At 61.8% G+C, this 21,575-nt stretch carries 22 protein-coding genes; 4 read left to right on the plus strand and 18 right to left on the minus strand.

What is annotated here, in order from left to right; translation table 11 throughout:
• Positions 1 to 6: 6 nt before the first annotated feature.
• Together AMC99_RS13585 and AMC99_RS13590 are read right to left on the minus strand one after the other, a co-directional pair.
• Complete coding sequence (locus tag AMC99_RS13585) at positions 7 to 849, minus strand: hypothetical protein (protein ID WP_061927387.1); 843 nt, start codon at positions 847 to 849, stop codon at positions 7 to 9.
• On the minus strand, positions 846 to 1,553 hold the full coding sequence (locus AMC99_RS13590) for a CoA transferase subunit A (RefSeq protein ID WP_061927389.1): 708 nt from the start codon (positions 1,551 to 1,553) through the stop codon (positions 846 to 848). Before AMC99_RS13590 ends, AMC99_RS13585 begins: the two co-directional genes overlap by 4 nt.
• A gap of 415 nt (positions 1,554 to 1,968) precedes the next feature.
• Between AMC99_RS13590 and AMC99_RS13595 the strand changes: the two genes are divergently transcribed.
• On the plus strand, positions 1,969 to 4,311 hold the full coding sequence (locus AMC99_RS13595; RefSeq protein WP_061927391.1) for a CDC48 family AAA ATPase: 2,343 nt from the start codon (positions 1,969 to 1,971) through the stop codon (positions 4,309 to 4,311).
• Positions 4,312 to 4,331: 20 nt separating this feature from the next.
• On the opposite strand, the gene AMC99_RS13600 is transcribed toward AMC99_RS13595, so the two are convergent.
• Genes AMC99_RS13600 through polA form a run of 3 tightly spaced genes read right to left on the minus strand, consistent with a single transcriptional unit; the run spans position 4,332 to position 9,645 of the window.
• Positions 4,332 to 5,423, minus strand: coding sequence for a mechanosensitive ion channel family protein (locus tag AMC99_RS13600; RefSeq protein ID WP_061927393.1), 1,092 nt, complete (start codon positions 5,421 to 5,423; stop codon positions 4,332 to 4,334).
• Positions 5,424 to 5,455: 32 nt separating this feature from the next.
• Entirely contained in the window at positions 5,456 to 6,757 is a 1,302-nt protein-coding gene (locus tag AMC99_RS13605; RefSeq protein ID WP_232301437.1) for a sensor histidine kinase, read from the minus strand.
• A 41-nt stretch (positions 6,758 to 6,798) separates the two neighbouring features.
• Positions 6,799 to 9,645: a DNA polymerase I gene (gene polA, locus AMC99_RS13610; protein ID WP_061927397.1), complete on the minus strand. Its 2,847-nt coding sequence runs from the start codon at positions 9,643 to 9,645 to the stop codon at positions 6,799 to 6,801.
• A 262-nt stretch (positions 9,646 to 9,907) separates the two neighbouring features.
• Here polA and AMC99_RS13615 point away from each other — a divergent pair, with 262 nt between their 5' ends.
• Positions 9,908 to 10,159 carry a hypothetical protein gene (locus AMC99_RS13615; RefSeq protein ID WP_061927399.1) on the plus strand — a complete coding sequence of 84 codons (252 nt, stop codon included), beginning with the start codon at positions 9,908 to 9,910 and terminating at the stop codon, positions 10,157 to 10,159.
• 160 nt (positions 10,160 to 10,319) lie between these two features.
• On the opposite strand, the gene AMC99_RS13620 is transcribed toward AMC99_RS13615, so the two are convergent.
• The 6 genes from AMC99_RS13620 to AMC99_RS13645 all read right to left on the minus strand — a co-directional run bounded on the left by AMC99_RS13620 (position 10,320) and on the right by AMC99_RS13645 (position 16,978).
• A complete protein-coding gene (locus tag AMC99_RS13620; protein ID WP_061927401.1) occupies positions 10,320 to 11,345 on the minus strand; it encodes a serine hydrolase in 1,026 nt (341 codons plus the stop codon).
• Between the two features lie 137 nt (positions 11,346 to 11,482).
• On the minus strand, positions 11,483 to 11,890 hold the full coding sequence (locus AMC99_RS13625; RefSeq protein ID WP_061927404.1) for a baeRF12 domain-containing protein: 408 nt from the start codon (positions 11,888 to 11,890) through the stop codon (positions 11,483 to 11,485).
• 93 nt (positions 11,891 to 11,983) lie between these two features.
• Positions 11,984 to 13,318, minus strand: a complete 1,335-nt coding sequence (locus AMC99_RS13630) for a phospholipase effector Tle1 domain-containing protein (RefSeq protein WP_061927406.1) — start codon at positions 13,316 to 13,318, stop codon at positions 11,984 to 11,986.
• A gap of 117 nt (positions 13,319 to 13,435) precedes the next feature.
• Positions 13,436 to 15,082 (minus strand): chaperonin GroEL, encoded by a 1,647-nt coding sequence (gene groL / locus AMC99_RS13635; RefSeq protein WP_061927408.1) that lies wholly within the window; start codon positions 15,080 to 15,082, stop codon positions 13,436 to 13,438.
• Positions 15,083 to 15,135: 53 nt separating this feature from the next.
• The gene (groES, locus tag AMC99_RS13640; RefSeq protein ID WP_061927410.1) at positions 15,136 to 15,423 is read right to left on the minus strand and encodes a co-chaperone GroES; all 288 of its coding nucleotides are present in this window, start codon (positions 15,421 to 15,423) and stop codon (positions 15,136 to 15,138) included.
• A gap of 148 nt (positions 15,424 to 15,571) precedes the next feature.
• Positions 15,572 to 16,978 (minus strand): MATE family efflux transporter, encoded by a 1,407-nt coding sequence (locus AMC99_RS13645; protein WP_061928078.1) that lies wholly within the window; start codon positions 16,976 to 16,978, stop codon positions 15,572 to 15,574.
• Between the two features lie 240 nt (positions 16,979 to 17,218).
• On the opposite strand from AMC99_RS13645, the gene AMC99_RS13650 reads away from it, so the two are divergent.
• The gene (locus AMC99_RS13650; RefSeq protein ID WP_198143542.1) at positions 17,219 to 17,689 is read left to right on the plus strand and encodes a c-type cytochrome; all 471 of its coding nucleotides are present in this window, start codon (positions 17,219 to 17,221) and stop codon (positions 17,687 to 17,689) included.
• Between the two features lie 101 nt (positions 17,690 to 17,790).
• Here the strand turns inward: AMC99_RS13650 and rplL are convergent, their stop codons facing one another.
• The 3 genes from rplL to AMC99_RS13665 form a co-directional block, all read right to left on the minus strand.
• A complete protein-coding gene (gene rplL / locus AMC99_RS13655) occupies positions 17,791 to 18,168 on the minus strand; it encodes a 50S ribosomal protein L7/L12 (RefSeq protein ID WP_061927413.1) in 378 nt (125 codons plus the stop codon).
• An 81-nt stretch (positions 18,169 to 18,249) separates the two neighbouring features.
• Entirely contained in the window at positions 18,250 to 18,765 is a 516-nt protein-coding gene (gene rplJ, locus AMC99_RS13660; RefSeq protein ID WP_061927415.1) for a 50S ribosomal protein L10, read from the minus strand.
• 352 nt (positions 18,766 to 19,117) lie between these two features.
• Complete coding sequence (locus tag AMC99_RS13665; RefSeq protein ID WP_157058336.1) at positions 19,118 to 19,393, minus strand: hypothetical protein; 276 nt, start codon at positions 19,391 to 19,393, stop codon at positions 19,118 to 19,120.
• Between the two features lie 118 nt (positions 19,394 to 19,511).
• Between AMC99_RS13665 and AMC99_RS13670 the strand changes: the two genes are divergently transcribed.
• The gene (locus tag AMC99_RS13670; protein WP_061927419.1) at positions 19,512 to 19,967 is read left to right on the plus strand and encodes a GNAT family N-acetyltransferase; all 456 of its coding nucleotides are present in this window, start codon (positions 19,512 to 19,514) and stop codon (positions 19,965 to 19,967) included.
• Here AMC99_RS13670 and AMC99_RS13675 read toward each other — a convergent pair.
• The 4 genes from AMC99_RS13675 to AMC99_RS14280 are packed head-to-tail and all read right to left on the minus strand — an operon-like array spanning position 19,946 to position 21,481.
• Positions 19,946 to 20,566 (minus strand): CPBP family intramembrane glutamic endopeptidase, encoded by a 621-nt coding sequence (locus tag AMC99_RS13675; RefSeq protein WP_061927421.1) that lies wholly within the window; start codon positions 20,564 to 20,566, stop codon positions 19,946 to 19,948. The two genes, AMC99_RS13670 and AMC99_RS13675, sit on opposite strands and share 22 nt — an antisense overlap.
• Entirely contained in the window at positions 20,566 to 20,796 is a 231-nt protein-coding gene (locus AMC99_RS13680) for a helix-turn-helix domain-containing protein (RefSeq protein ID WP_061927423.1), read from the minus strand. Before AMC99_RS13680 ends, AMC99_RS13675 begins: the two co-directional genes overlap by 1 nt.
• Positions 20,796 to 21,323, minus strand: coding sequence for a DUF2975 domain-containing protein (locus tag AMC99_RS13685; RefSeq protein WP_061927425.1), 528 nt, complete (start codon positions 21,321 to 21,323; stop codon positions 20,796 to 20,798). The genes AMC99_RS13680 and AMC99_RS13685 overlap by 1 nt, the downstream gene beginning before the upstream one ends.
• Before the next feature lie 26 nt (positions 21,324 to 21,349).
• Entirely contained in the window at positions 21,350 to 21,481 is a 132-nt protein-coding gene (locus tag AMC99_RS14280; RefSeq protein ID WP_257719953.1) for a hypothetical protein, read from the minus strand.
• Positions 21,482 to 21,575 lie beyond the last annotated feature (94 nt).

Raw genomic sequence — 21,575 nt, forward strand, 5'->3', positions numbered from 1 at the left:
CGGATCCTATTCTTCGCTCAGCACTGGGGGCGTGATGAACCAGCCATCGCCGTAAAGCGCCTCGAGCGCCGTGGCATTGGCCGGATCGATGATAAATTCGTAGAGTTCGTCGAAATCGGTCGGTGCATCGCCTGCAATCGCAAGGACGCAATGCTCGGCCGCGAATTCATTGCGCCGGGTCTGCTTGCGATCGTCGCCATAGCGCATCAGCAGCAACGTATCGTCCCCCTTGGGGTCGAGCATGCTGCGTTCCAGCGCGCTCCTGACTGCGCCGGCCTCCAGCGCCGACAAGCCCGAAACCCAAGCGATTTTCACTCCGTTCGCGCGCAGGTTGGCTAGCATGTCTGCCATGCCCGCCAGCCCGCTTGTCGCCCTCGCGGGGGTGAAAACGCCATCGGCAGGGTCGAGATCGATGATCACCGCGGCATCTTCCATGCCGCAGGGGATGCGTTCGCCATCGAGTGCTGCCGGATCGCGCAATATCGCCGATTGCTGCAATTCCCCTGGTGCAGGGGTCGCGGAGTGGGTGAAGGCGTATTCCAGAAAATCTTCGAACCCGCCGCGTGCCCGTATCGGAGCCATCAGGCCCGGCTCGACGCCTGCCGGTTGCGCGATGGCCGGTGCCGCGGTTTCTGCGATCCGGACTTCCGGCTGCTCGAGCTGTTCTGCAACAGCGGGGAGTGCGGGAGTCGGCGCTGGCGCGACTTCCTGTGCCTTTGGTTTTGCAATCGTGCTTCGTCCGGCGAGCGCTCCGCCAGCGACGACCGGAATGGCGGCAGCGACGCAGCCCTGCAGCAACAGAGCGGCGCCGAGCGCGGCCGAAAGTCGCAGGGCGGCGCCTTGCGTCACGCGCTCTCGCGTTCGCGTACGGTGCGGAACTCGATCTTCTTGTCGTAGGGCGCGCCCACGATGATGCGGTTCACGAACACGCCGGGCAGGTGGATGCAATCGGGATCGAGTTCGCCGACAGGTACGATTTCCTCGACCTCTGCCACACAGACCCGGCCGCAGGTTGCGGCAGGCTGGTTGAAGTTGCGCGCCGTCTTGCGGAACATCAGGTTGCCGGTTTCATCGGCCTTCCAAGCCTTCACGATGGCGAGATCGGCGAAAATCCCGTGTTCGAGGATGTAGTCCTCGCCGCCGAATTTCTTGACTTCCTTGCCCTCTGCAACCTGGGTACCGACGCCGGTCTTGGTATAGAAGCCCGGAATGCCAGCGCCGCCAGCCCGCATGCGTTCGGCAAGAGTGCCCTGCGGACAGAACTCTACCTCAAGCTCGCCCGAAAGGAACTGGCGTTCGAACTCCTTGTTCTCGCCCACATAGCTGCTGATCATCTTCCTGACCTGCTTGGTCCGTAGCAGCTTGCCGATACCTTCGTTGTCGATGCCGGCATTATTGCTGGCGAAGGTCAGTCCGGTGACGCCGCTGTCTCGGATCGCGTCGAGCAATCGCTCGGGGATCCCGCAAAGGCCGAAGCCCCCGCTTGCGATCAGCATGTCGTTTTCGAGAACCCCTTCGAGGGCGGCGGCAGCGTCCGGATAGAGCTTGTTCATGGCCTTCGCATTAGCGGCATGGTGTGCCCCTGTCACCCGATTGTATGACGTTACGGAATTGCCAAATTCGCGCCATGTCGACGGTCGAAAACTGCGGTCATGCCACGTTTCAACGGCTTACGGCCTTTAATTGCGTTTTTTGCAATCTGGAATGACCTTTTCGCACTTGCACAATTTCTTGCTGCACTGCACATAGGGCGTGCCTTTCAGGCATCCTCTCCCAAAACTTCCAAGCCCGGTCTTCGGACCGGGCTTTTTTCTTGCCTGCTGCATTTTGCGGCCAAGGGCTGGCAGCGGATGGCGAGTAATTGCCCAGATCCCGGCACACATCGGCGGCTCGTTCATTTGCAATACGTAGGACGCACCCCAACTAGGGCGTTCAGAGCGAATTGCAGACCGACGGGAGAATAGCTTCATGGCCGATGCCGATGCCGCGACGAAGGACAAGGCTGACGAAAATACGGTCCGGCTTCAGGTGGCAGCCGCCCGCCAGGAGGAATCGGGGCAGGGTATCGCCCGCATGCCGCGTTCCGCATTCCAGGCGCTGGGCATAACCGAGGGCGACGTCGTCGAAATCACCGGCAAGCGTTCTACCGCGGCCATCGCCATGGCTTCCTATAGCGAGGACGAGGCGCTGGATGTCGTTCGCCTCGACGGCCTGCAGCGCGGCAATGCCGAGGTCGGTTCGGGCGAGCACGTCCGTATCGGCCGTGCAGAATCCCGCCCGGCGACCCGCGTTGTCTTTGCCCCGGCACAGCGCGAGATGCGTTTGCAGGGACCGGCCCAGGCGCTGAAGCGCAACTTCGCGGGCAAGCCGCTGGTGGCTGGCGACCTCGTCGCAACGACCGGACAGCAGCCGGTGCGAAACATGCCCGCAGATGTGCAGCGCATGCTGGCAACGCCCGCCTATGCCCTGACCCAGATCAGGCTGTCGGTCATTTCGACCACGCCCAAGGGCATCGTCCACATCGACGAAAATACCGAGGTCGAGCTTCGTGCCGAATTCGAGGAGCCCCGCGATGCCCGCGCCGTCGTCAATTACGACGATGTCGGCGGGATGGAAGAAACCATCCAGCAGATGCGCGAGATGGTCGAACTGCCGCTCCGCTATCCCGAACTCTTCACCCGCCTCGGTGTCGATCCGCCCCACGGCGTGTTGCTGCATGGCCCGCCAGGAACCGGCAAGACCCGCCTCGCGCAGGCGGTCGCGAACGAAAGCGACGCCGAATTCTTCATCATCAACGGCCCTGAAATCATGGGCTCCGGCTATGGTGAAAGCGAAAAGGCCCTGCGCGAGGTTTTCGACCAGGCGACCAAGGCTGCGCCCGCAATCATCTTCATCGACGAGATAGATTCGATCGCACCCAAGCGCGACCGCGTTCCGGGTGAAGCAGAAAAGCGTCTCGTCGCGCAGCTCCTGACGCTGATGGACGGGCTGGAAGCGCGGGCCAATGTGGTGGTCATCGCGGCGACGAACCGCCCCGATGCCATCGACGAGGCGCTGCGCCGTCCGGGCCGTTTCGACCGCGAAATCGTGATCGGCGTTCCCGACGAGAAGGGACGCCGCGAAATCCTGGCGATCCACACGCGCGGCATGCCGCTTGGCGACAAGGTCGACCTCAATGAACTTGCGCGGGTCACGCACGGCTTCGTCGGTGCGGATATTGCAGCGCTCGCCCGCGAAGCCGCGATCGACACCGTGCGCCGGATCATGCCGCGGCTGGACCTCGACGAACGGACCATCCCGCAGGACGTGCTCGACGACCTTTATGTTGGGCGCGAGGACTTCCTCTCGGCCCTCCGCCGCGTGCAGCCATCGGCCATGCGCGAAGTCATGGTGCAGGTGCCGAACGTCGGCTGGAGCGATATCGGCGGCGTCGGAGACGCCATCGACAAGCTGAAGGAAGGGATCGAGCTTCCGCTCAAGAACCCCGATGCATTCGGTCGCCTGGGTATCCGCCCGGCCAAGGGCTTCCTGCTCTATGGCCCTCCAGGCACGGGCAAGACCCTGCTCGCCAAGGCTGTTGCCAAGGAGGCAGAGGCCAACTTCATCTCGATGAAGAGCTCGGACCTGCTCAGCAAGTGGTACGGCGAAAGCGAACAGCAGATCGCCCGCATGTTCCAGCGTGCGCGTTCGGTCGCGCCATGCGTCGTCTTCATCGACGAAATCGACAGCCTCGTCCCTGCTCGCGGTAGCGGACAGGGCGAGCCACAGGTCACGGGCCGAGTGGTCAACACCATCCTTGCGGAAATGGACGGGCTGGAGGAGCTGCAGTCCGTGGTGGTGATCGGGGCGACCAACCGCCCGACACTGGTAGATCCGGCGCTATTGCGTCCGGGACGATTCGACGAACTGGTCTATGTCGGCACGCCCGACAAGGAAGGGCGCAAGCACATCCTCGAAATCCATACCAAGGACATGCCGCTGGCTGGCGACGTCGACTTGGGCGACATCGCCGGCAAGACCGACCGGTTCACCGGTGCCGATCTTGAAGACGTGGTTCGCCGCGCCGGCCTCAACGCATTGAAGCGCGCGGGCGGAGAAGTGAAAGAGGTTACCGGAGCCGATTTTGCCGCAGCACTGGAGGATTCGCGCGCCACGGTCACTTCGACCATGGAGGCCGAATACAAGAAGATGCGCGGCGAGCTGAAGAAGCGTGCGGCGGAAATCAATCCGATCGGCTTCATCCACGAAGGGATGGTCGAGCCGATCCGCGATCGCAAGCACGGCGGGCCGGAGCAGAGCGGGATCGAATAGTCCCGCCCTGCCGGGGCGGATCAGCCGCCAGACGCGCGGGCGTTGGCCGCTTCGACTTCGAGCCGGTGCCGGATCAGGGCCTCGGGCTGGTTCTGCTTGAGCCAGGCCAGCATGTGTTCGCGCACGGCGCAGCGCAGCTGGAACAGGTCCCCGATCGTTTCCGCACTCATCGACAGGCGCAGTTCGATGCTTTCGGGGTAGGCCTCCGTCATGACGAGAGCGAGATTGCGCCCGTCATAGAGCTCCTGCGCCTCGACGAAACGGATAAACTCTGCGCGGATCGGTTCGATCTCGGCCGCCGGATCGAGATGCAGAAACACTGGCCCGGTCAGTTTCTCGCTCTTGCGCGACCAGTTTTCGAAGCTGCCATCGAGGAAGCGACTGGTCGGGACGATGAGCACTCGTTCGTCCCAGGTCCGGACCGTGATGAAGCTCATCCGCACTTCTTCGACCCGGCCGGCTTCGCCATCGACCTTCACAAGATCGCCGATGCGGAGTGGTTCGGTGAGCGCGACCTGGAGCCCGGCGATTAGCGACTTGAGCGCCGGTTGCGCCGCAGCACCGACTGCAAGAGCAGCCAGACCGGCGGATGCGAGCATCGTGGTACCGATCGCCTGCACCGACGGGATGCTGAACAGCATCAGTCCCACGGTCAGGATCACGATTGCGACGGTCGCCGTGCGCGAGAGGACAGCGATGCGGGTGCGGCGGCTGCGAACCGCGACCGGATCCTCTGACGATTCGAGCCTCAGTTCGAGCGCAACTGTGAAAGCTTTCACCAGCGTATAGGCGATCCAGCCGAGGAGGGCGGGGCGCAGGAACTGCGCAAGCGGTTCCCAGACACTCTGCAGGTCGCTGTTAACCTGCGCCACCAGCGTCAACCCGATCGCGATGAACGACCATTTGACCGGGCGGCGCAGCCGCTCGACGATCAGTTCGTCCACTTCGGTCTCGGAAGCATGGGTGATGCGGTGCACGATGCCGAAAATCACCCTGTACGCGATGTAGGACGAGATGATTGCGACAGCTATGGCGAGCAGGACTTCGCCTGCAGTTACGGTGACTTCGGTCCAGTCGATCGACCAGTTTGCGGGATTGTAGCGTTCGAACATGGGGCAGGACCTATGGTTCGGAGGCGCGAGTTTCAACCCGCGCTATCGAGCGTGTCGACCGGGATGACGATGGTGACCGAGCATCCGTCAGGGCCGAACTTGCGATCGATGGAGCCGCCCAGTTGCCTTGCGGCGCTCTTCATAAGGAGTGAGCCGAAGCCCTCGCGCTCGGGCTCGCCGCAGGCAGCCCCGCCCGTTTCCTCCCATTTGATCGTCAACTTGCCGTCCCGCGTCGTCCACCTGACTGCGACGGTCCCGCCGTTCGCCCATGCGCCGTACTTCACGGCGTTGGTCGTCAGCTCGTGCAGGGCAAGGCCGAGCGGTGTCACGCTCTTGGCCGGCAGCATGACTTCACCGCCTTCGATAACGGCGGGGTGGGTTGCCGACTGGTAGGGCGAGAGGGTTGTCTCGACCAGTGCCGAAAGCGACGCGACCGGCTTGTCGAGCGCGCCCTGGGTTACCTCGTGCGCGGTCAGCAGAGCGCGGATACGGGTCGAAATGCTCTCGATGACCGGTTTCGCCTCGGGGCTGTCGCGACCGCTCATCTGGACGATGGCGAGGATCACCGCGAACAGGTTCTTGACCCGGTGATTGAGTTCCTTCGCCAACAGGTCGGCGCGATCGTGCGCTTCCGCAATGACAGCGGCCTGTGCGGCTTCGGATTCGGCGGTGGCCGTCCGCGCGACAAGCCGGACGCCGAAGATGATGAAAATAAGGACCAGGAACAGCAGCAGGCCGAGCAGCGGCAAGAGGCGAGCTTCCGCTTCGGCTGTGTCATCCGACTGACGCGTCAGAATATCCCGCTCGATCCGTTCCATTTCGTCGAGCGCGGCCTTGAGGTCGACCATGGCTTCCTGGCCGGTGTCCGACAGGATCACGCGCCGTGCCTCGAGCAATTCGCCCTGCTCGAGCAGCGACACGGTGGTCGCAAGCTCGTCCAGCTTCAAATCGGCCTGGCGCTCGATATCGGCGAGCAGCTGAGTTTGCCTTTCGGTCGCAATGGGATCGACCCTGTCGCGAAGCCGGTCGATCGCCGGTTCTAGGTCGGAAACGCCCTGGCGGTAGGGGTCGAGATAGCGCCGGTCGAGCGTGATCAGGTAGCCCCGCTGCCCGGTTTCGGCACGCAGCGCAGCGCGCTGGATATTGCGCAATTCCAGCAGGATCTCGCTGGTCGTGCGAACCTGCTGCCGTTCGGCCCGTTCGGCTTCGATCGTGCGGAAGATCACCCAGAATGCGGTGAGCAGCGCAATCGCGATAAGCGACAGCAGCGCAAGGTTGAACCAGTGCGAACTTTGCCGGGCTTTTGGCACACCAAGGATTTTGCGGTCAGGCACTTAGGATCGCTAGCGCAAGCATATCGGCGCGACAAGCGGGATCAGTGCGCGGCGTCCCACGATGCCCCGGTTCCGATCTCCACGCCCAGCGGCACCGACAGTTCCACGGCGGGACGGGCTGCTTCGGCCATGACTTTCTCGATGATCGGGCTGGCAGCCTCCACGTCCTCTTCGGGAAGTTCGAAGACCAGTTCGTCGTGCACCTGCAGCAACATGCGGACCCGGCCGAGGCCTGCATCCTCGAGCGCGGGCATCATGCGCGCCATCGCCCGCTTGATGATGTCGGCACTGGTGCCCTGGATAGGAGCGTTGATCGCAGCGCGTTCCGAACCCTGGCGTTCGGCCTGGTTCTTGGAATTGATCCGCGGGAACCACGTCTTGCGCCCGAACAGCGTTTCCGAATAGCCGCGTTCGCGCACCGTCTCGAGCGTTTCCATGATGTATCGCTGGATGCCCGGGAAGCGCTGGAAATAGGTGTCGATCATCGCTTGCGCTTCGTCCGGCTCGACTTCCAGACGCCCCGCAAGTCCCCAGCGCGAAATACCGTAGAGGATAGCGAAGTTGATTGTCTTGGCACGCGCGCGCGTATCCCGGGTCACTTCCCCGAACATCTCGGTCGCGGTGCGGGAGTGAATATCCTCGCCCGCAGCGAATGCCTCTTTCAGGGTTTCGACATCGGCCATGTGCGCCGCTAGCCGCAACTCGATCTGCGAATAGTCGGCCGCGAGCAGGACATTGCCCGCTTCGGGAACGAATGCTTCGCGGATCTGCCGACCGATGGCGGTGCGGATCGGGATGTTCTGGAGGTTCGGATCTGTCGAGGACAGCCGCCCGGTTTGCGCACCGACGAGGCTGTAGCTGGTGTGCACCCTGCCAGTGTCCGGATTGATCTGGGCCTGCAGCGCATCGGTATAGGTCGACTTGAGCTTCGCAAGATGCCGCCATTCCAGCACCAGCTTGGCGATGTCGGCACCTTCGCCCGAAAGCTTCTCGAGCACGCTCTGGTCGGTCGAGTACTGTCCGCTCTTGCCCTTTCGGCCGCCCTTGTAGCCAAGCTTGTCGAACAGGATATCGCCCAGCTGCTTGGGGCTGCCGACGGTAAATTCCTCACCCGCCAGCTGGTGGATTTCCTTTTCGAGACGCGCTGTTTCGGTTGCAAATTCCTCCGACAGCTTGGCAAGTCGTGCGCGGTCGACCTTGATCCCTTCCCGCTCCATCGAAGCGACGACCGGGATCAATGGGCGATCGACCCGCTCATAGATTTTCGTACCGCCTTCTATCGCCAGCCGCGGCTTGAGATGCTGGAACAGCCGCCAGGTGACGTCGGCATCCTCGGCCGCGTATTCGGTCGCCTTGTCGAGCGGTACTTCGGCAAACGGGATCTGCTTCTTGCCGGTACCGCAGATGTCCTTGAACGACAGGCAGGTGTGGCCGAGGTGGCGCTCGGACAATTCATCCATGCCATGCCCGCCGCCGATGCCATCCTGGCTGCGGCCCGCGTCGAGGTCGAAGCTGATGATCATCGTGTCCTCGATCGGGGAAACTTCGATCCCGTTCCGGGCGAGGACATTGAGGTCGTATTTTCCGTTCTGGAAAATCTTCACCACCGCGTCGTTTTCGAGCAGCGGCTTCAGCACTGCCAGTGCGACAGACATTTCGATCTGCTCGGGCCGTTCCGCGAACATGTCGCTGCCGCCATGGCCCAGCGGGATATAGCAGGCATCGTTCGGTCCGAGTGCAAGGCTGACGCCGACGAGGTCGCATACCATGCAGTCGAGCGAGGTCGTTTCCGTATCGACCGCAACTTGCTGGCTGGCATGTGCGCGGGCTACCCAGTGCTCCAGTCGCTCGATCGTCTGGACGGTTTCGTAGGCGCTGCGATCGACCGCAGGCATTTCGGGCATAGGCTGGCGATTGCCCTCGGGCGCGCCCTTGTCCGACGCGGTTTCCTGCTTGACCGGATTGAGGTTGTTGGGGCGGTCCGGGCTGCCCTTGCCGGCATCGAGCCGACGCAGGAGCGAGGTGAAGCCGTGCTTTTCGAGGAAGGCGGCGAGCGGTTCGGGCGGTACGCCGTCGAGCTTGAAGTCGTCGAGCGGCTCGGGAAGTTCGCAGTCTTCCTTCAGCGTTACGAGGATGCGGCTGAGTTCGGCATCGCCGCGCCCTTCAATCAGGCGTTCCTTGAGCTTCGATGTCTTCATTTCCGGCGCCTGGTCTAGCGCCGCGGTGAGCGAACCGTGCTCGGCAATCAGCTTGCTCGCGGTCTTGGGCCCGATGCCATAGATGCCCGGGATATTGTCGACGCTGTCGCCCATCAGCGCCAGCACGTCGCCGACCAGTTCCGGGGCGACGCCGAATTTTTCCTCGACCTCGGGAATGTAGATGCGCTGGCTCTTCATCGTATCGAGCATGTCGATGCGCGCCGGTCCGTTCGGGCCATCGACTTCGCCGACCAATTGCATCAGGTCCTTGTCCGAAGACACGATGGTTACGTTCCACCCTTCGCGCTGGGCAGCGCGGGCATAGCTCGCGATCAGGTCGTCCGCCTCCAGCCCCTGTTCCTCGATACAGGGCAGGCTGAAAGCGCGGGTCGCATCGCGAATCAGCGGGAATTGTGGCCGCAGGTCTTCGGGTGGCTCGGGCCGGTTCGCCTTGTATTCGGGGTAGATCTCGTTGCGGAAACTCTGCGAATCCTTGTCGAGAATCACGGCAAGGTGCGTGGGTCCCTCAGCCTTGTCGAGATCGTCCGCCAACTTCCACAGCATGGTGGTGTAGCCATAGACCGCACCAACCGGCGTTCCTTCCGGATCGGTCAGCGGGGGAAGGCGGTGGTAAGCACGGAAAATGTAGGAAGAACCGTCGACGAGATAGAGATGCTGCTGCTGCGCCATGCAGGCTTGCTAGCAGCGCTTTCACCTGCTGGTAAGCCGGTTTCGCGAGCTGGCAGGCGCCGCCTAATTTGCCTGTTGAGGTGTGTCATGCGCCGGTCGAAATAAGGCAGAAAAATGGCCAAATGTGGCGAATCCGCTTGCATGGTCACAAAATGGCCATTATTTACGCCCCCCGAAGCTGACCTGATCAAAGGCTGGCTTTGCATGATTGCCGCAATTGTGGCGGTCATGTTCATCACTCGCTGATCAAGGAATTATACCTATGCGTAAGATCGTTCTTGCTGCCGCAATCGCCACCTCGGCTCTCGGCCTCGCTGCTTGCTCGGAACAGACCGAAGACGCAGCTGAAGCAACCGCCGATTCGATGGCTGCTGACGCTGAAGCAGTTGCTGAAGAAGCAACCGCTGAAACCGCTGAAGCTGCTGACGAAGCTGCTGCTGCTGCTGACGAAGCTGCTGCTGAAGCTGAAGCTGCAGTCGAAGGCGAAACCGAAGCAGAAGCTCAGGCTGACTAATTCGGAAGATCGATTTTCGATTTTAGGGAAGGGCGGTACTTCGGTGCCGCCCTTTTCTTATGCGCGCCATGTTTTGCCGGCTCGGCCAAGCAAATGGCGCATGCAGGCTCATCGCGGAGTGACCCGCGTTCCAGCTGCCAGCATTTTTGGAAACTAGGCGCTAGCCGCCGTTGTGGTCGGCACTGGTCCACACCGGACCGCGCGTGCGGGCCCGGCTGGCAAACCCATCGTAGAGCGCACGGGCGATGCTCGCGATGCGATTTTCGCGTTCAAGGCGCGATCCCTGTCCGGTCACATAGATGGCAACGGCAATGGCACGGCCATCGGGAGCCTCGATGATGCCGATATCGCTCGACGTGTTGTTGAGCGATCCGGTCTTGTGGCTGACGCGCGCATCCGAAGGCATGTTGGCCACGATGCGGCGTTTGCCGGTGCGCGTGCGGCTCATCGCGCCCAGCAGCACGCGGCGGCTATCCGCCGAAAGATACTTGCCCTGGTAGAACCCGCGAAGAAGTTCGACCATGGCACGCGGCGTGGCGGCGTCCCGCTTGTCGATATAATAAGCCGGATCGAATTCGCCGTCGTCACGCACCAGCGTGGCGATGTCGCGATCGATGCTGAATTCCTTGATCCCCTGGCGGCGAACCCAGTCGTTGACCTTGTCGGGCCCGCCGACTGCAGCCAGCAGGGCATCGGTTGCCGGATTGCTGGAGCGGGTGATCATGATCTCGATCAGGTCGATCGCCTGCATGTACTCGCCCTTGCGGACGGGCGCTTTCGAGCTGGAGAACCGGGCCGAACTTACCGGGATCATCAGCGGGAATTCGCTGGTCAGCGAGTATTTCCCCTTTTCGACCAGTTCGAGATAGGTCGCGGCGATCGCGATCTTGCTGGTCGAGGCCATCGGAAACAGCTGGTCGCCGAGGATTGCGACCTCTTCGCCGGTGGCGAGGTCGATTGCGGCAACACCGATGCGCCCGCGGTCGCCGTCTGCCAATTGGGCAATGCGGCGCTCGAACGAACTGTCGTAGATTGCGTCATAAGTCTGCGGAACGCGCAGCTCGGTGCCGAGCGCCTGGTCGAACGCAGCTTCGAGATTGGTGCTCTGGGCGTAGGTAGGCGCCGCAAGCAGCGCGGCGAGTGCGGCAACTGATGAAAAAGTGGCTTTCTTCAATCGGCTCAGCATTACGTCACGTTAAATCCCGCATGGTTATGAAGAGATTAACGGGGCCGGATTCGTTCAAGCAAGAGTTTTACGCTGTGGCGCGATGAAATGTTCATGGCGAGCGATGAGATTCATCGTCGCCCGCCTGAACACCGCGATCAGGCTGTTTCGATAGCCTTTTCGATCTTCGCTATAGGTTCCCCGGTCAATGTCTTGGCGATTTCGCCGACCAGTCGCCCCTTCAGTTCCGAATGGTAGTGGTGACGCATTTCACCCAGCGTCTTCGGGTCCGCGATGATGAGGATGTCGTCGATCGAACCGGCAATTGCCTTGCGGTTCAGCCATTCGGCGGCCGCAGCACCATGCGCGAGTTCTTCCAGGTCGGTCCGTCCATGACGTTGGCCGATTTCATCCTGATGGCGAACGCCGGCGCTGAAATTTGTCGGGTCGAGTTCCGGGTTTTCTTCCTTTTCCAGCTTGGGCTCGAAGGGTTGTCCGGTGTTGCGGAAAAGAGTGAAATGTTCGCCATCGACCATGGCGACGTGGGCTTTGTGGGGTAGTTTCATGTCTCGGCTCTCCCGTTTGATTGCAGTTACCCGGACAACGCTTCAGACGCCCCTTGGTTGCCGCATTCGGGTCAGAACCTGCTGTTCGGTGCCCTAGTCGACCACCTCTATGCACGGCTGGTCCTTCTTCAGCCGATAGCCAGTAGCGGTCTCGACCAGGCATCCCCGATCGCGCAATTCCGCCACTGGGCCGAATACCCTGAGCTGGTGTCCGCACAGCATCGTCCGTCCAAGCTTGCCGTCGCGGCATTGCGCAAAGTGCCGGTCTATCTGGAGCGCCTGCTCAAGACGTTCGACAGCTGTGCGATGGAACTGCTGTTTCGCCTTCATCTCCATTACCTCGCCATATTCCATCGGATAGCGGAAGTGTCGGTCGAGGATCTTGTAGGCAGGGTTGTTCGCCTTGGCATCGTGGATCGGCCCCATTGGATCGGCGAACACGCTGGTCCCTTCAGGCACGAAGCCGATCGAGGCCATGCGTTGCAGCATCCAGTTCATCGAGACACCGGGCAAGTGGCCTTCGATATGGTCGTCGGGCGCATAGCTGCCGCCGACATCGGCATGTGCGCCCGCGAACCAGACCTCGTCGACGGCACCGGTCCGCTGGCGCTCGGGACACATGGCGAAGTTCTTTTCACCCTTCGCGAAAGTCGGGGTGAAGCTGTAGGCACGGTTGTCGTCGAGTGCCATCGCGTGGAAGGTCGTCCCGACGTTGCAATTGGTCAGGTAGTAATGCCGGTCGCGTTCGTCGGGCTTGATCGAATAATCGGGCCAGCCCATCGCTTCCACCGTGTCCCAGATCGCCATGGCCAGAACCGGCGTCTCGTGATTGACTTGCGGCGGCGTGATGCCTTCCTCGCGATAGACATCCATCACCCGGGACAGCCGCAATTCGAAGCGTGCCGGAATGTCCATGTTACCGCGCGGGGTGTTCCGATAGGCCTTGAACAGCTTCTTCACGATGCGCTTGCGATCCCTGGGGGATCGACCCGAAAGGTCGGGTATGCCTGCCACTGCGATCATGCCGTTGAGCGCCCTTACGGCATAGGCACCGCGGCTGAAGCCGCTCAGCACGAGGCGATCTTTCGGACGATAGGTACGGGTCAGGAAAGTATAGGCGTTGCGAATATCCTCGCTCATCCCCGAACCGGCAGCGAGGCCGAGCAGTTCGCCTTCGCTTCCGACGCCCTCGCCGTAATAGGTGGCCAGCTCGTTCCCGGAAGGGCTCGTCGCACGGGCATCGACAATCTCGAAGAGGCGCGCCGCATTGGTTCGAGAGATCTGGCTGTTCCCGGTTCCGTCGATCGTAACCAGAATGTCTCTGGGTCGTTTGTCCGAACCAAAATAGGGTCGATAAATCGAACCTACCTGCGTTGTCGTGCAACCGCTCAGTAAAACGACCAGAATTAGTGCGAAGAATTTCTTCATGTCTCGTCCCCCTGTTCGGACAAGGTGACCAAATTTCCCGTCAATTGCAAATCGGCAAAGAAAAAGGCCCGGCGGATCGCTCCACCGGGCCCTTCTGATCGGTTATGGCAACCGGGCTTAGAAGCCCATGCCGCCCATTCCGCCCATGCCGCCCATGTCGGGCATTGCCGGGCCGGACTTGTCTTCCGGCTTGTCCGTGATCGCGGCTTCGGTCGTGATCAGCAGGCCGGCAACCGAAGCTGCATCCTGCAGCGCGGTGCGAACGACCTTGGTCGGATCGATGACGCCGGCAGCGACGAGGTTTTCGTAGGTGTCGGTCGCAGCGTTGAAGCCGAGCGATTCGTCATTGGCATCCATCAGCTTGCCCGAGATGACCGCACCGTCGTGACCGGCATTGGTCGCGATCTGGCGGACAGGGGCCTGGATGGCGCGGCGGACGATGTCCACACCGCGGGTCTGGTCGTCGTTCGCGCCAGTGACGCCTTCGAGAGCCTTGGTCGCGTAGAGCAGCGCGGTGCCGCCGCCCGGGACGATGCCTTCTTCGACGGCTGCGCGGGTGGCGTGGAGAGCGTCGTCGACGCGGTCCTTGCGTTCCTTCACTTCGACTTCGGTTGCACCGCCGACCTTGATCACTGCAACACCGCCAGCAAGCTTGGCTAGGCGTTCCTGCAGCTTTTCGCGGTCGTATTCGCTCGAGGTGTTTTCCATCTGCGCGCGGATTTCACCGACGCGTGCCTTGATGTCGTCGGCCGAACCGGCGCCATCGACGATGGTGGTGTTGTCCTTGTCGATCGAGACCTTCTTGGCCTGGCCGAGCATGCCCAGCGTGACGTTCTCAAGCTTGATGCCGAGATCTTCGCTGACCATTTCGCCCTGCGTCAGGATCGCGATGTCCTGCAGCATGGCCTTGCGACGATCGCCGAAGCCAGGAGCCTTGACCGCTGCAACCTTGAGGCCGCCGCGCAGCTTGTTGACGACGAGGGTCGCCAGCGCTTCGCCTTCGATGTCTTCGGCGATGATCAGGAGCGGGCGGCCCGACTGGACAGCTGCTTCGAGCACCGGAAGCATCGACTGGAGGTTCGACAGCTTCTTCTCGTGGATCAGGATGTACGGGTTTTCGAGTTCGACCGTCATCTTGTCCGGGTTGGTGATGAAGTAGGGCGAGAGATAGCCGCGGTCGAACTGCATGCCTTCGACGACATCGAGTTCGAATTCGAGACCCTTGGCCTCTTCAACGGTGATCACGCCTTCCTTGCCGACCTTTTCCATGGCTTCGGCGATCTTTTCGCCGACTTCACGGTCGCCATTGGCGGAGATCACGCCGACCTGGGCGATTTCTTCGCTGCCCGACACGTCCTTCGAACGGCCCTGCAGGTTTTCGACAACCTTGGTGACGGCGATATCGATGCCGCGCTTCAGGTCCATCGGGTTCATGCCGGCGGCAACCGACTTCATGCCTTCGTTGACGATCGCCTGGGCGAGAACGGTAGCGGTGGTGGTGCCGTCACCGGCGGCGTCGTTCGCCTTCGATGCGACTTCCTTGATCATCTGCGCGCCCATGTTCTCGAACTTGTCGGTCAGTTCGATTTCCTTGGCGACGGTGACGCCGTCCTTGGTGATGCGGGGGGCGCCGAAGCTCTTGTCGATCACGACATTGCGGCCCTTGGGGCCCAGCGTGACCTTGACGGCATTGGCGAGGGTGTCGACGCCGCGAAGGATGCCTTCACGGGCATCGCGGCCGAACTTTACGTCCTTGGCAGACATGTTTGTTTCTCCTGAAATTCTAGTCTTGGTGGGAAAGCGTCAGGGCCCGGCGATCAGCCGATGATCCCCATGATGTCGCTTTCCTTCATGATCAGCAGGTCTTCGCCGTCGATCTTGACTTCGGTGCCCGACCACTTGCCGAACAGCACGCGGTCGCCAGCCTTGACGTCCAGCGGAGTGACGCTGCCGTCTTCCCCCTTGGAACCGTTACCGACGGCGACGATCTCGCCTTCGCTCGGCTTTTCCTGGGCGCTGTCGGGGATGATGATGCCGCCAGCGGTTTTCTGGTCGGCTTCGATGCGACGGACCAGAACGCGGTCGTGCAGCGGACGAAATGCCATAGTGATGACCTCTCTCGTAAGGTTGAATAATCGGTTGGCACTCTCCACCCGAGAGTGCCAGCAGGGCGCATTTGGGGATGCGCCTTCATCGAGTCAACTGGGGTTCAGCTAAAAAAGTTGCGCCCTGTCAGGCAGGGCATGAACCAGATCAGGCGGAGTGCTTCGACAGCCCGATCCGGTCGCGGCGCATCCACCGCCCTGTCAGCAAGACAGACGCAAACACCAGCCCTGTGGCAAGCCCGACCCAGACGCCGGTGCCCTCCAGCGGAGAGTAAAAGCCGAGCCAGATGGCGACTCCGTATCCGGGCACCCAGTAACTGAAGATGGCGATCATCATCGGCACCCGCGTGTCCTGCAATCCGCGCAGTGCGCCTGCCGCGACTGCCTGGATACCGTCGAACAACTGGAATGCGGCTGCCACCTTCATGTACCTGATCGCAAACCCGACCATCGCTGCGTTCGCCGCAACCGTCGGATCGACGTAGATTTGCAGCAATTGGTAGGGTGCCAGCAGCATGGCGGCAGCGGTCAGGCACATGAAGCCGCCGCCCATCGCGATACCCACCCAGCCGGCGCGGCCGATGGCATCGCGGTCGCGCGCACCATAATGATAGCCGACCCGGATGGTCACCGCCTGGCCGATCCCGAAGGGAACCTGGAAGGCGAGCGCCGCCACCTGCAAAGCTACGGTATGGCCCGCAAGCTCGCTCGCCCCGATATTGCCCATCAGAAACGCAGCGCCGCTGAACAGTCCGGCTTCGGCGATGATGATGATCATGACCGGCGAGCCGACACGGATCAGTTCGCGGAAGCGTTCCCACTCTGGCCGCCACCAGTTCCCGAAGATCCGATAGCGCCGCATCCGGCGGTCGTAGGCGATCGCGATGATATAGCAGGCAAGGATAAACAGCGACGTGGTGACGCTGGCGAGCGCGGAGCCTTCGAGGCCGAGTGCGGGCGCGCCGAAATTGCCGAACACGAAGGCGTAATTGCCCAGCAGGCTCGCCCCCAGTGCTAGCCCCGTGATGGCGGTTGCAAAGACCGGGCGGCCCAGCGCCGAAACGAAATTGCGCAGCACATTGGCGAGCAGCATGGGGATCATCGCCCACAGGATGATCGCCAGGAAGTCACCTGCCCGCCCTGCGATCAGCGGATCCTGACCTGTGGCAAGCAGGATATCCTCGCCGAACAGGCACAACATCATGCCGAGCAGGCCCGAGAAGACGGCGAGCCACATGCCCATGCGTACCGAGCGGCGCACCTCGCGCACGGCATGGCGGCGGCGGCCAAGTTCCTCTGCGATCAGGGCTGCGACGATGCCGGTCAGTCCGCTGAGGCTCCACATGGTGAGGCCGAATATCGCAATGGCGAGCGAAGATGCGGCGAGTTCGACCTCGCCAAGCCGCGCGACGAAGATCACGTCGACTGCGTGGACCAGCATCTGCAACAGGTTCGCCGCAGCAAGAGGCCAGGCAAGCTTGAAGGTCGCGACAATCTCGTCACGCCAGCCGTCGCTGCCGATCGGCAGGGGCTTCAGGGGGTGTGCGTCATGCATCATACCGGTGCTGCCCATGCACCGGACAGCCGGACCGGATACGTCCGATGGACGAATTGCCAAAGCGGGTTGCGCGCGGCGGCCCGTTTTCCTCGCTTATGCGCGGCCAAAGGGCCACAGTCGCTTTTCCTTGCGGCAGGGAAGGCGGTTTTAAAAAATCACGCCAAATTTGACCTGCGACCATCGACCTTTGCTCTGCGTGCGTCACTATGGCGAGGTGAGACGAGAAGGAGACGGGGAATGCGTTTTGTGAAATTGCCCATAGCGTCTGCAATGGTGCTGGTTTTGTCCGCGTGTGGCGGTTCGGCCGATGAACCCGCAGGGGAAGCGCCGTATGACGATGCCGCGCCCGAGGCTGACGAAACGGCGGCGGTTGATGTGGCGCCCGAAGCGGACGCAGACGTGGCGTCTGCTGGCAATGCAGCCCCGGCCGCCTTCACCCAGTGTAAGACCTGTCACTCGGTCGAAATGGGCAAGAACATGATCGGCCCGTCCCTCGCGGGCGTTTTCGGAGCATCCGCCGGCCATGTCGGCGATTTCGCCTACAGCACGCCCATGCGCGAATCCGGCCTGACGTGGGACGAGGTAACGCTTGGTGCCTATCTCGAGAACCCGCAGTCGGTGGTGCCGGGCACCAAGATGTCGTTTGCAGGGGTCAAGGATGCCGCAAGACGGCAGGAAGTGATCGATTACCTCAAGACGCTGAAATAGCGCCGCGGCCATCTGGTGCGCATACGAAAAAGGGCGGCACCCGGAGGTACCGCCCTTTCTCTTGAACCAATGGGTTCGAAACGTCGTAGCGACGCGAACTCTTACTTGAGTTCGACGGTGCCGCCAGCTGCTTCGATCTTGCCCTTGATTTCTTCGGCTTCTGCCTTGTTGACGCCTTCCTTGAGGGCCTTCGGCGCGCCTTCGACGAGAGCCTTGGCTTCAGTGAGGCCGAGACCGGTGATGGCGCGGACTTCCTTGATGACCTGGATCTTCTTGCCACCGTCGCCGGTGAGAATGACGTCGAATTCGTCCTTCTCTTCAGCAGCGGCGCCAGCGTCGCCACCACCAGCAGGTGCAGCAACAGCAACAGCAGCGGCGGCGCTAACGCCCCACTCTTCTTCAAGTGCCTTGGCAAGCTCAGCAGCTTCCATGACAGTCAGCTTCGACAGTTCTTCAACAAGCTTGGCGATATCAGCCATGATGTTTCACTCCAAATAATAGGCCGGGGTGCCGGAATGGCTCTGCCCCGATGAATATGTGTTCTGTGCGAGAACCAGCTCTTACGCGGCTTCCGTGGCGGCATATGCGCCGAAGACACGAGCGAGCTTGCTTGCGGGTGCGTTGACGAGCTGGACAACCTTGGTTGCCGGCGCGTTGACGAGGCCCACGATCTTGCCACGCAGCTCGTCGAGGCTCGGCATCGAGGCGAGTGCCTTGACCCCTGCTTCGTCGAGCACGGTCGCTCCCATGGAACCACCGACGATTTCGAGCTTGTCGTTCGTCTTGGCGAATTCCACTGCCACCTTGGCGGCTGCAACCGGGTCTTCGCTGTATGCGAGGGCGGTCGGGCCGTTGAGATGGTCGGCGATACCGGCATAATCGGTACCATCGAGAGCGAGCTTGGCGAGACGGTTCTTCGCTACCTTGTAGGACGCACCTGCTTCACGCATCTTCGTACGCAATTCGGTCGACTGTGCGACCGAAAGGCCCAGGTTGCGGGTCACGACGACCACGCCAGCCTGGCTGAAGACTTCGTTGAGCTGGGCGACCGAATCGGCTTTCTGCGAACGATCCATGCCATACTCCTTCACTATGACCCCGCCGGATGGCTCCGCCGGGATCGGCTACGTTTGTCCATGCTGCAAAAAGCAACACGGGCGAGTCCGTTGATGGGGAAGGAGTGCGCCCTATGGCGCGAAACGGCAGGCCTGTGGCCCACCATGAAAATCTCTTTTCCCCGTCTAGGCTGCAAATTAAGAACGGCAAATTCCGCTCAGCAACTGTCTCGGACGGATGACCTCGGGGGCGAACCCTTCGGTCGGTGCGCGCCTTTGGCTTCAACGAGGCGCAGAGTCAAGCCGAAACGAAGCAGCCCCGCGAACCATGGAAGGTGCGCGGGGCCGCCGTTTTTAGTGTCTGCTAATACGATCAGATGCCGTCAGCAGTGTCTTCAAGCTTCTCGGCCTTCTGCTCGAGAGCGGCAGCATCGGCTTCTGCGGCAGCTTCACCGGCTTCGGTGGTCGCCGCGTCGGCCTTTTCTTCTGCAAGATCGGCCTGCGCTTCTGCGACGCCAGCTTCAGCGTCCATCACTTCTGCCTGCGCTTCGGCGATGTCGTCTGCGTTTTCTGCAGCTTCTTCGGCCGGGCTGTCGCAAGCGGACAGTGCGAAGGCGAGCGATGCAGCAACGAGTACGAGCTTCTTCATTTCAATTCCCCTGTATTGTTCGACCCCGATTTTCAGGTCGATGATAAACACGCAGCAAGCGATCGGGTTCCTGACCTGCGCGATTGTCTGATCGCCAGCCGCCTGCCATCACCACCGCATGGACACGACGCGCTTCACGATCGAACACCGCATTCCTCCGGTCGAGGATTATCTCCGCCTTCGTGAAGTGGCGGGGCTGACCCCGCGCGATCGCGCAAGTGCAGAGGCGGGACTGCCCAACAGTTCTGTCGCTGTCGTCGTGACGGAAGGACAGGGGATCGTCGGCATGGGAAGGGTCATTGGTGACGGTGCCCTGTTCTTCCAGGTGGTCGATATCGCAGTCGAGCCACGGCTCCACGGCCAGGGGCTGGGAAAGGCGATAATGGCCGCCCTGAAGGAGCGGCTGGCCGGGATCGTGCCGGGAAGTGCCTATGTCAGCCTGATTGCGGACGGAGAGGCCCACCGCCTCTATGCCCAATACGGCTTCGAGGAGGTGGGTCCTGCGTCGCGCGGAATGGCAATGTGGCTCGAGCGGTCAGGTGAGTATGCGCCTCAGCCGAGGAAAGCGGAGTAGGCGATCGCGTTTCCGGCGCCATGCATCAGCCAGCCTGGTGCGATCGACCCGCCACCATAGCGTTCGTTTGCCCATGCCATCAGCCAGCCAGCTGCGGCCGGAACGCCGAACACCAGGAACACCAGTGCGATTGTCGCAGGGGGTGCTTCCGGGGAAGCAAACAGCGCCAGGTGGATGACGCCGAACAGCGTTGCCTGCACCGCATTGCCGACCTTGAAGCCGAGCTTCGTGATGAGCCGCCGGGCGATCAACCCGCGAAAGAATATCTCTTCCGTCAGCCCTGTCTTGATGAAAGCAACCACCAGGATGGTCGCATAGGTCGCCGGCGATCCTCCGCTGCGAGCAAAATTCCCTCCTACCGTTCCTTCTGCTGTTGCAAGCTCGGCCAGCGGGCCGACCAGAAACAGGGGCGCAGTGATGGCCACCACTGCCACTGTCAGTAGAAGGGAGGGGACGAGCCAGCCCTTCGCGGGTTTCACCAGGCCGAGCCATTCCCGAAACGGCGAGTGCCGCCGGGCGAAGATCGCCCAGGCGGCAGCGGAAATCGCCATGACCAGCAGCAACTGCACAAGCGCATTGACGATTTCCTGCGTGAGCATCACGCGGCCTTCTCGTCATAGGCGAGCAGGTCGCCCGGCTGGCACTCGAGTTCGCGGCAGATCGCCTCGAGCGTGGAGAACCGGATTGCCTTGGCCTTGCCGGTCTTGAGGATCGACAGGTTGGCGAGGGTGAGGCCGACACGTTCCGCCAGTTCGGTCAGGGTCATGCGGCGGGCATGGAGCAGGTCGTCTAGTTTGACCATGATCTTGGTTCCTTCTTCTGCTGGCATCACACGGTCCCTTCGAGGTCGGCGCGCATTTCGGTTCCCTTGCGGAACACCCGGGCGAGGACGAAGAGCGTCAGGATGAGGACGATACCGCCTCCATCGAAGCCGACGTCGATCTGGGCCGTGTCTTCTCCAGCGAGCTTGGTGATATAGGCACCGAGCGCGGTGACGGGGATCGAGGCCAGCGTGATCGTCAGCATGATCCAGGCCATCGCGTTCAGGCGGTCGGCATTGGCGGGCACGAAGGGATCGCCTTCACCCACGCTCTGCGCAATGTGCAGCATGTGCCGGAAGAAGCGGAAGCCGAGGTAGATCAGCCCTGCAACGACGACGAGCAGGACGATGATCAGCCAGTAGGTAGCTGGCGGTGCGCCGGCTTCGGCGATCTGGGACATGGCTTTCTGGTAGAAGACCAACAGTGCCGGTGCGGCGATGGCAACTGCGATACCGCCCACGGCCATGACGCCCATCATGAAGTAGATGATGCCCTTGGCAATCGCGAGCAGCGGGTCGGATTTGATCGTATTCATGACGAACCCTTTCTCTGGTTGGAATGTCAGGCTGCGACAGGCGCGGAGACGACCGAAGCCTGGGCCGGCGGTACCGTCACGACGGCCTGCATCGAGACGATGGTGATGAGGAACGCGGCCAGCATGGCAGCGATCGAGCGGGATGGTGATTGCGTCATTTATCGAACTCCTTGATCTTCAATATCGATAATCAATAAGTGCGATTCGCCATATTGTCAATCAATAATATCGAAAAACAATATATGCCATATC

The organism is Altererythrobacter epoxidivorans (assembly GCF_001281485.1).
GTDB lineage: Bacteria > Pseudomonadota > Alphaproteobacteria > Sphingomonadales > Sphingomonadaceae > Erythrobacter > Erythrobacter epoxidivorans.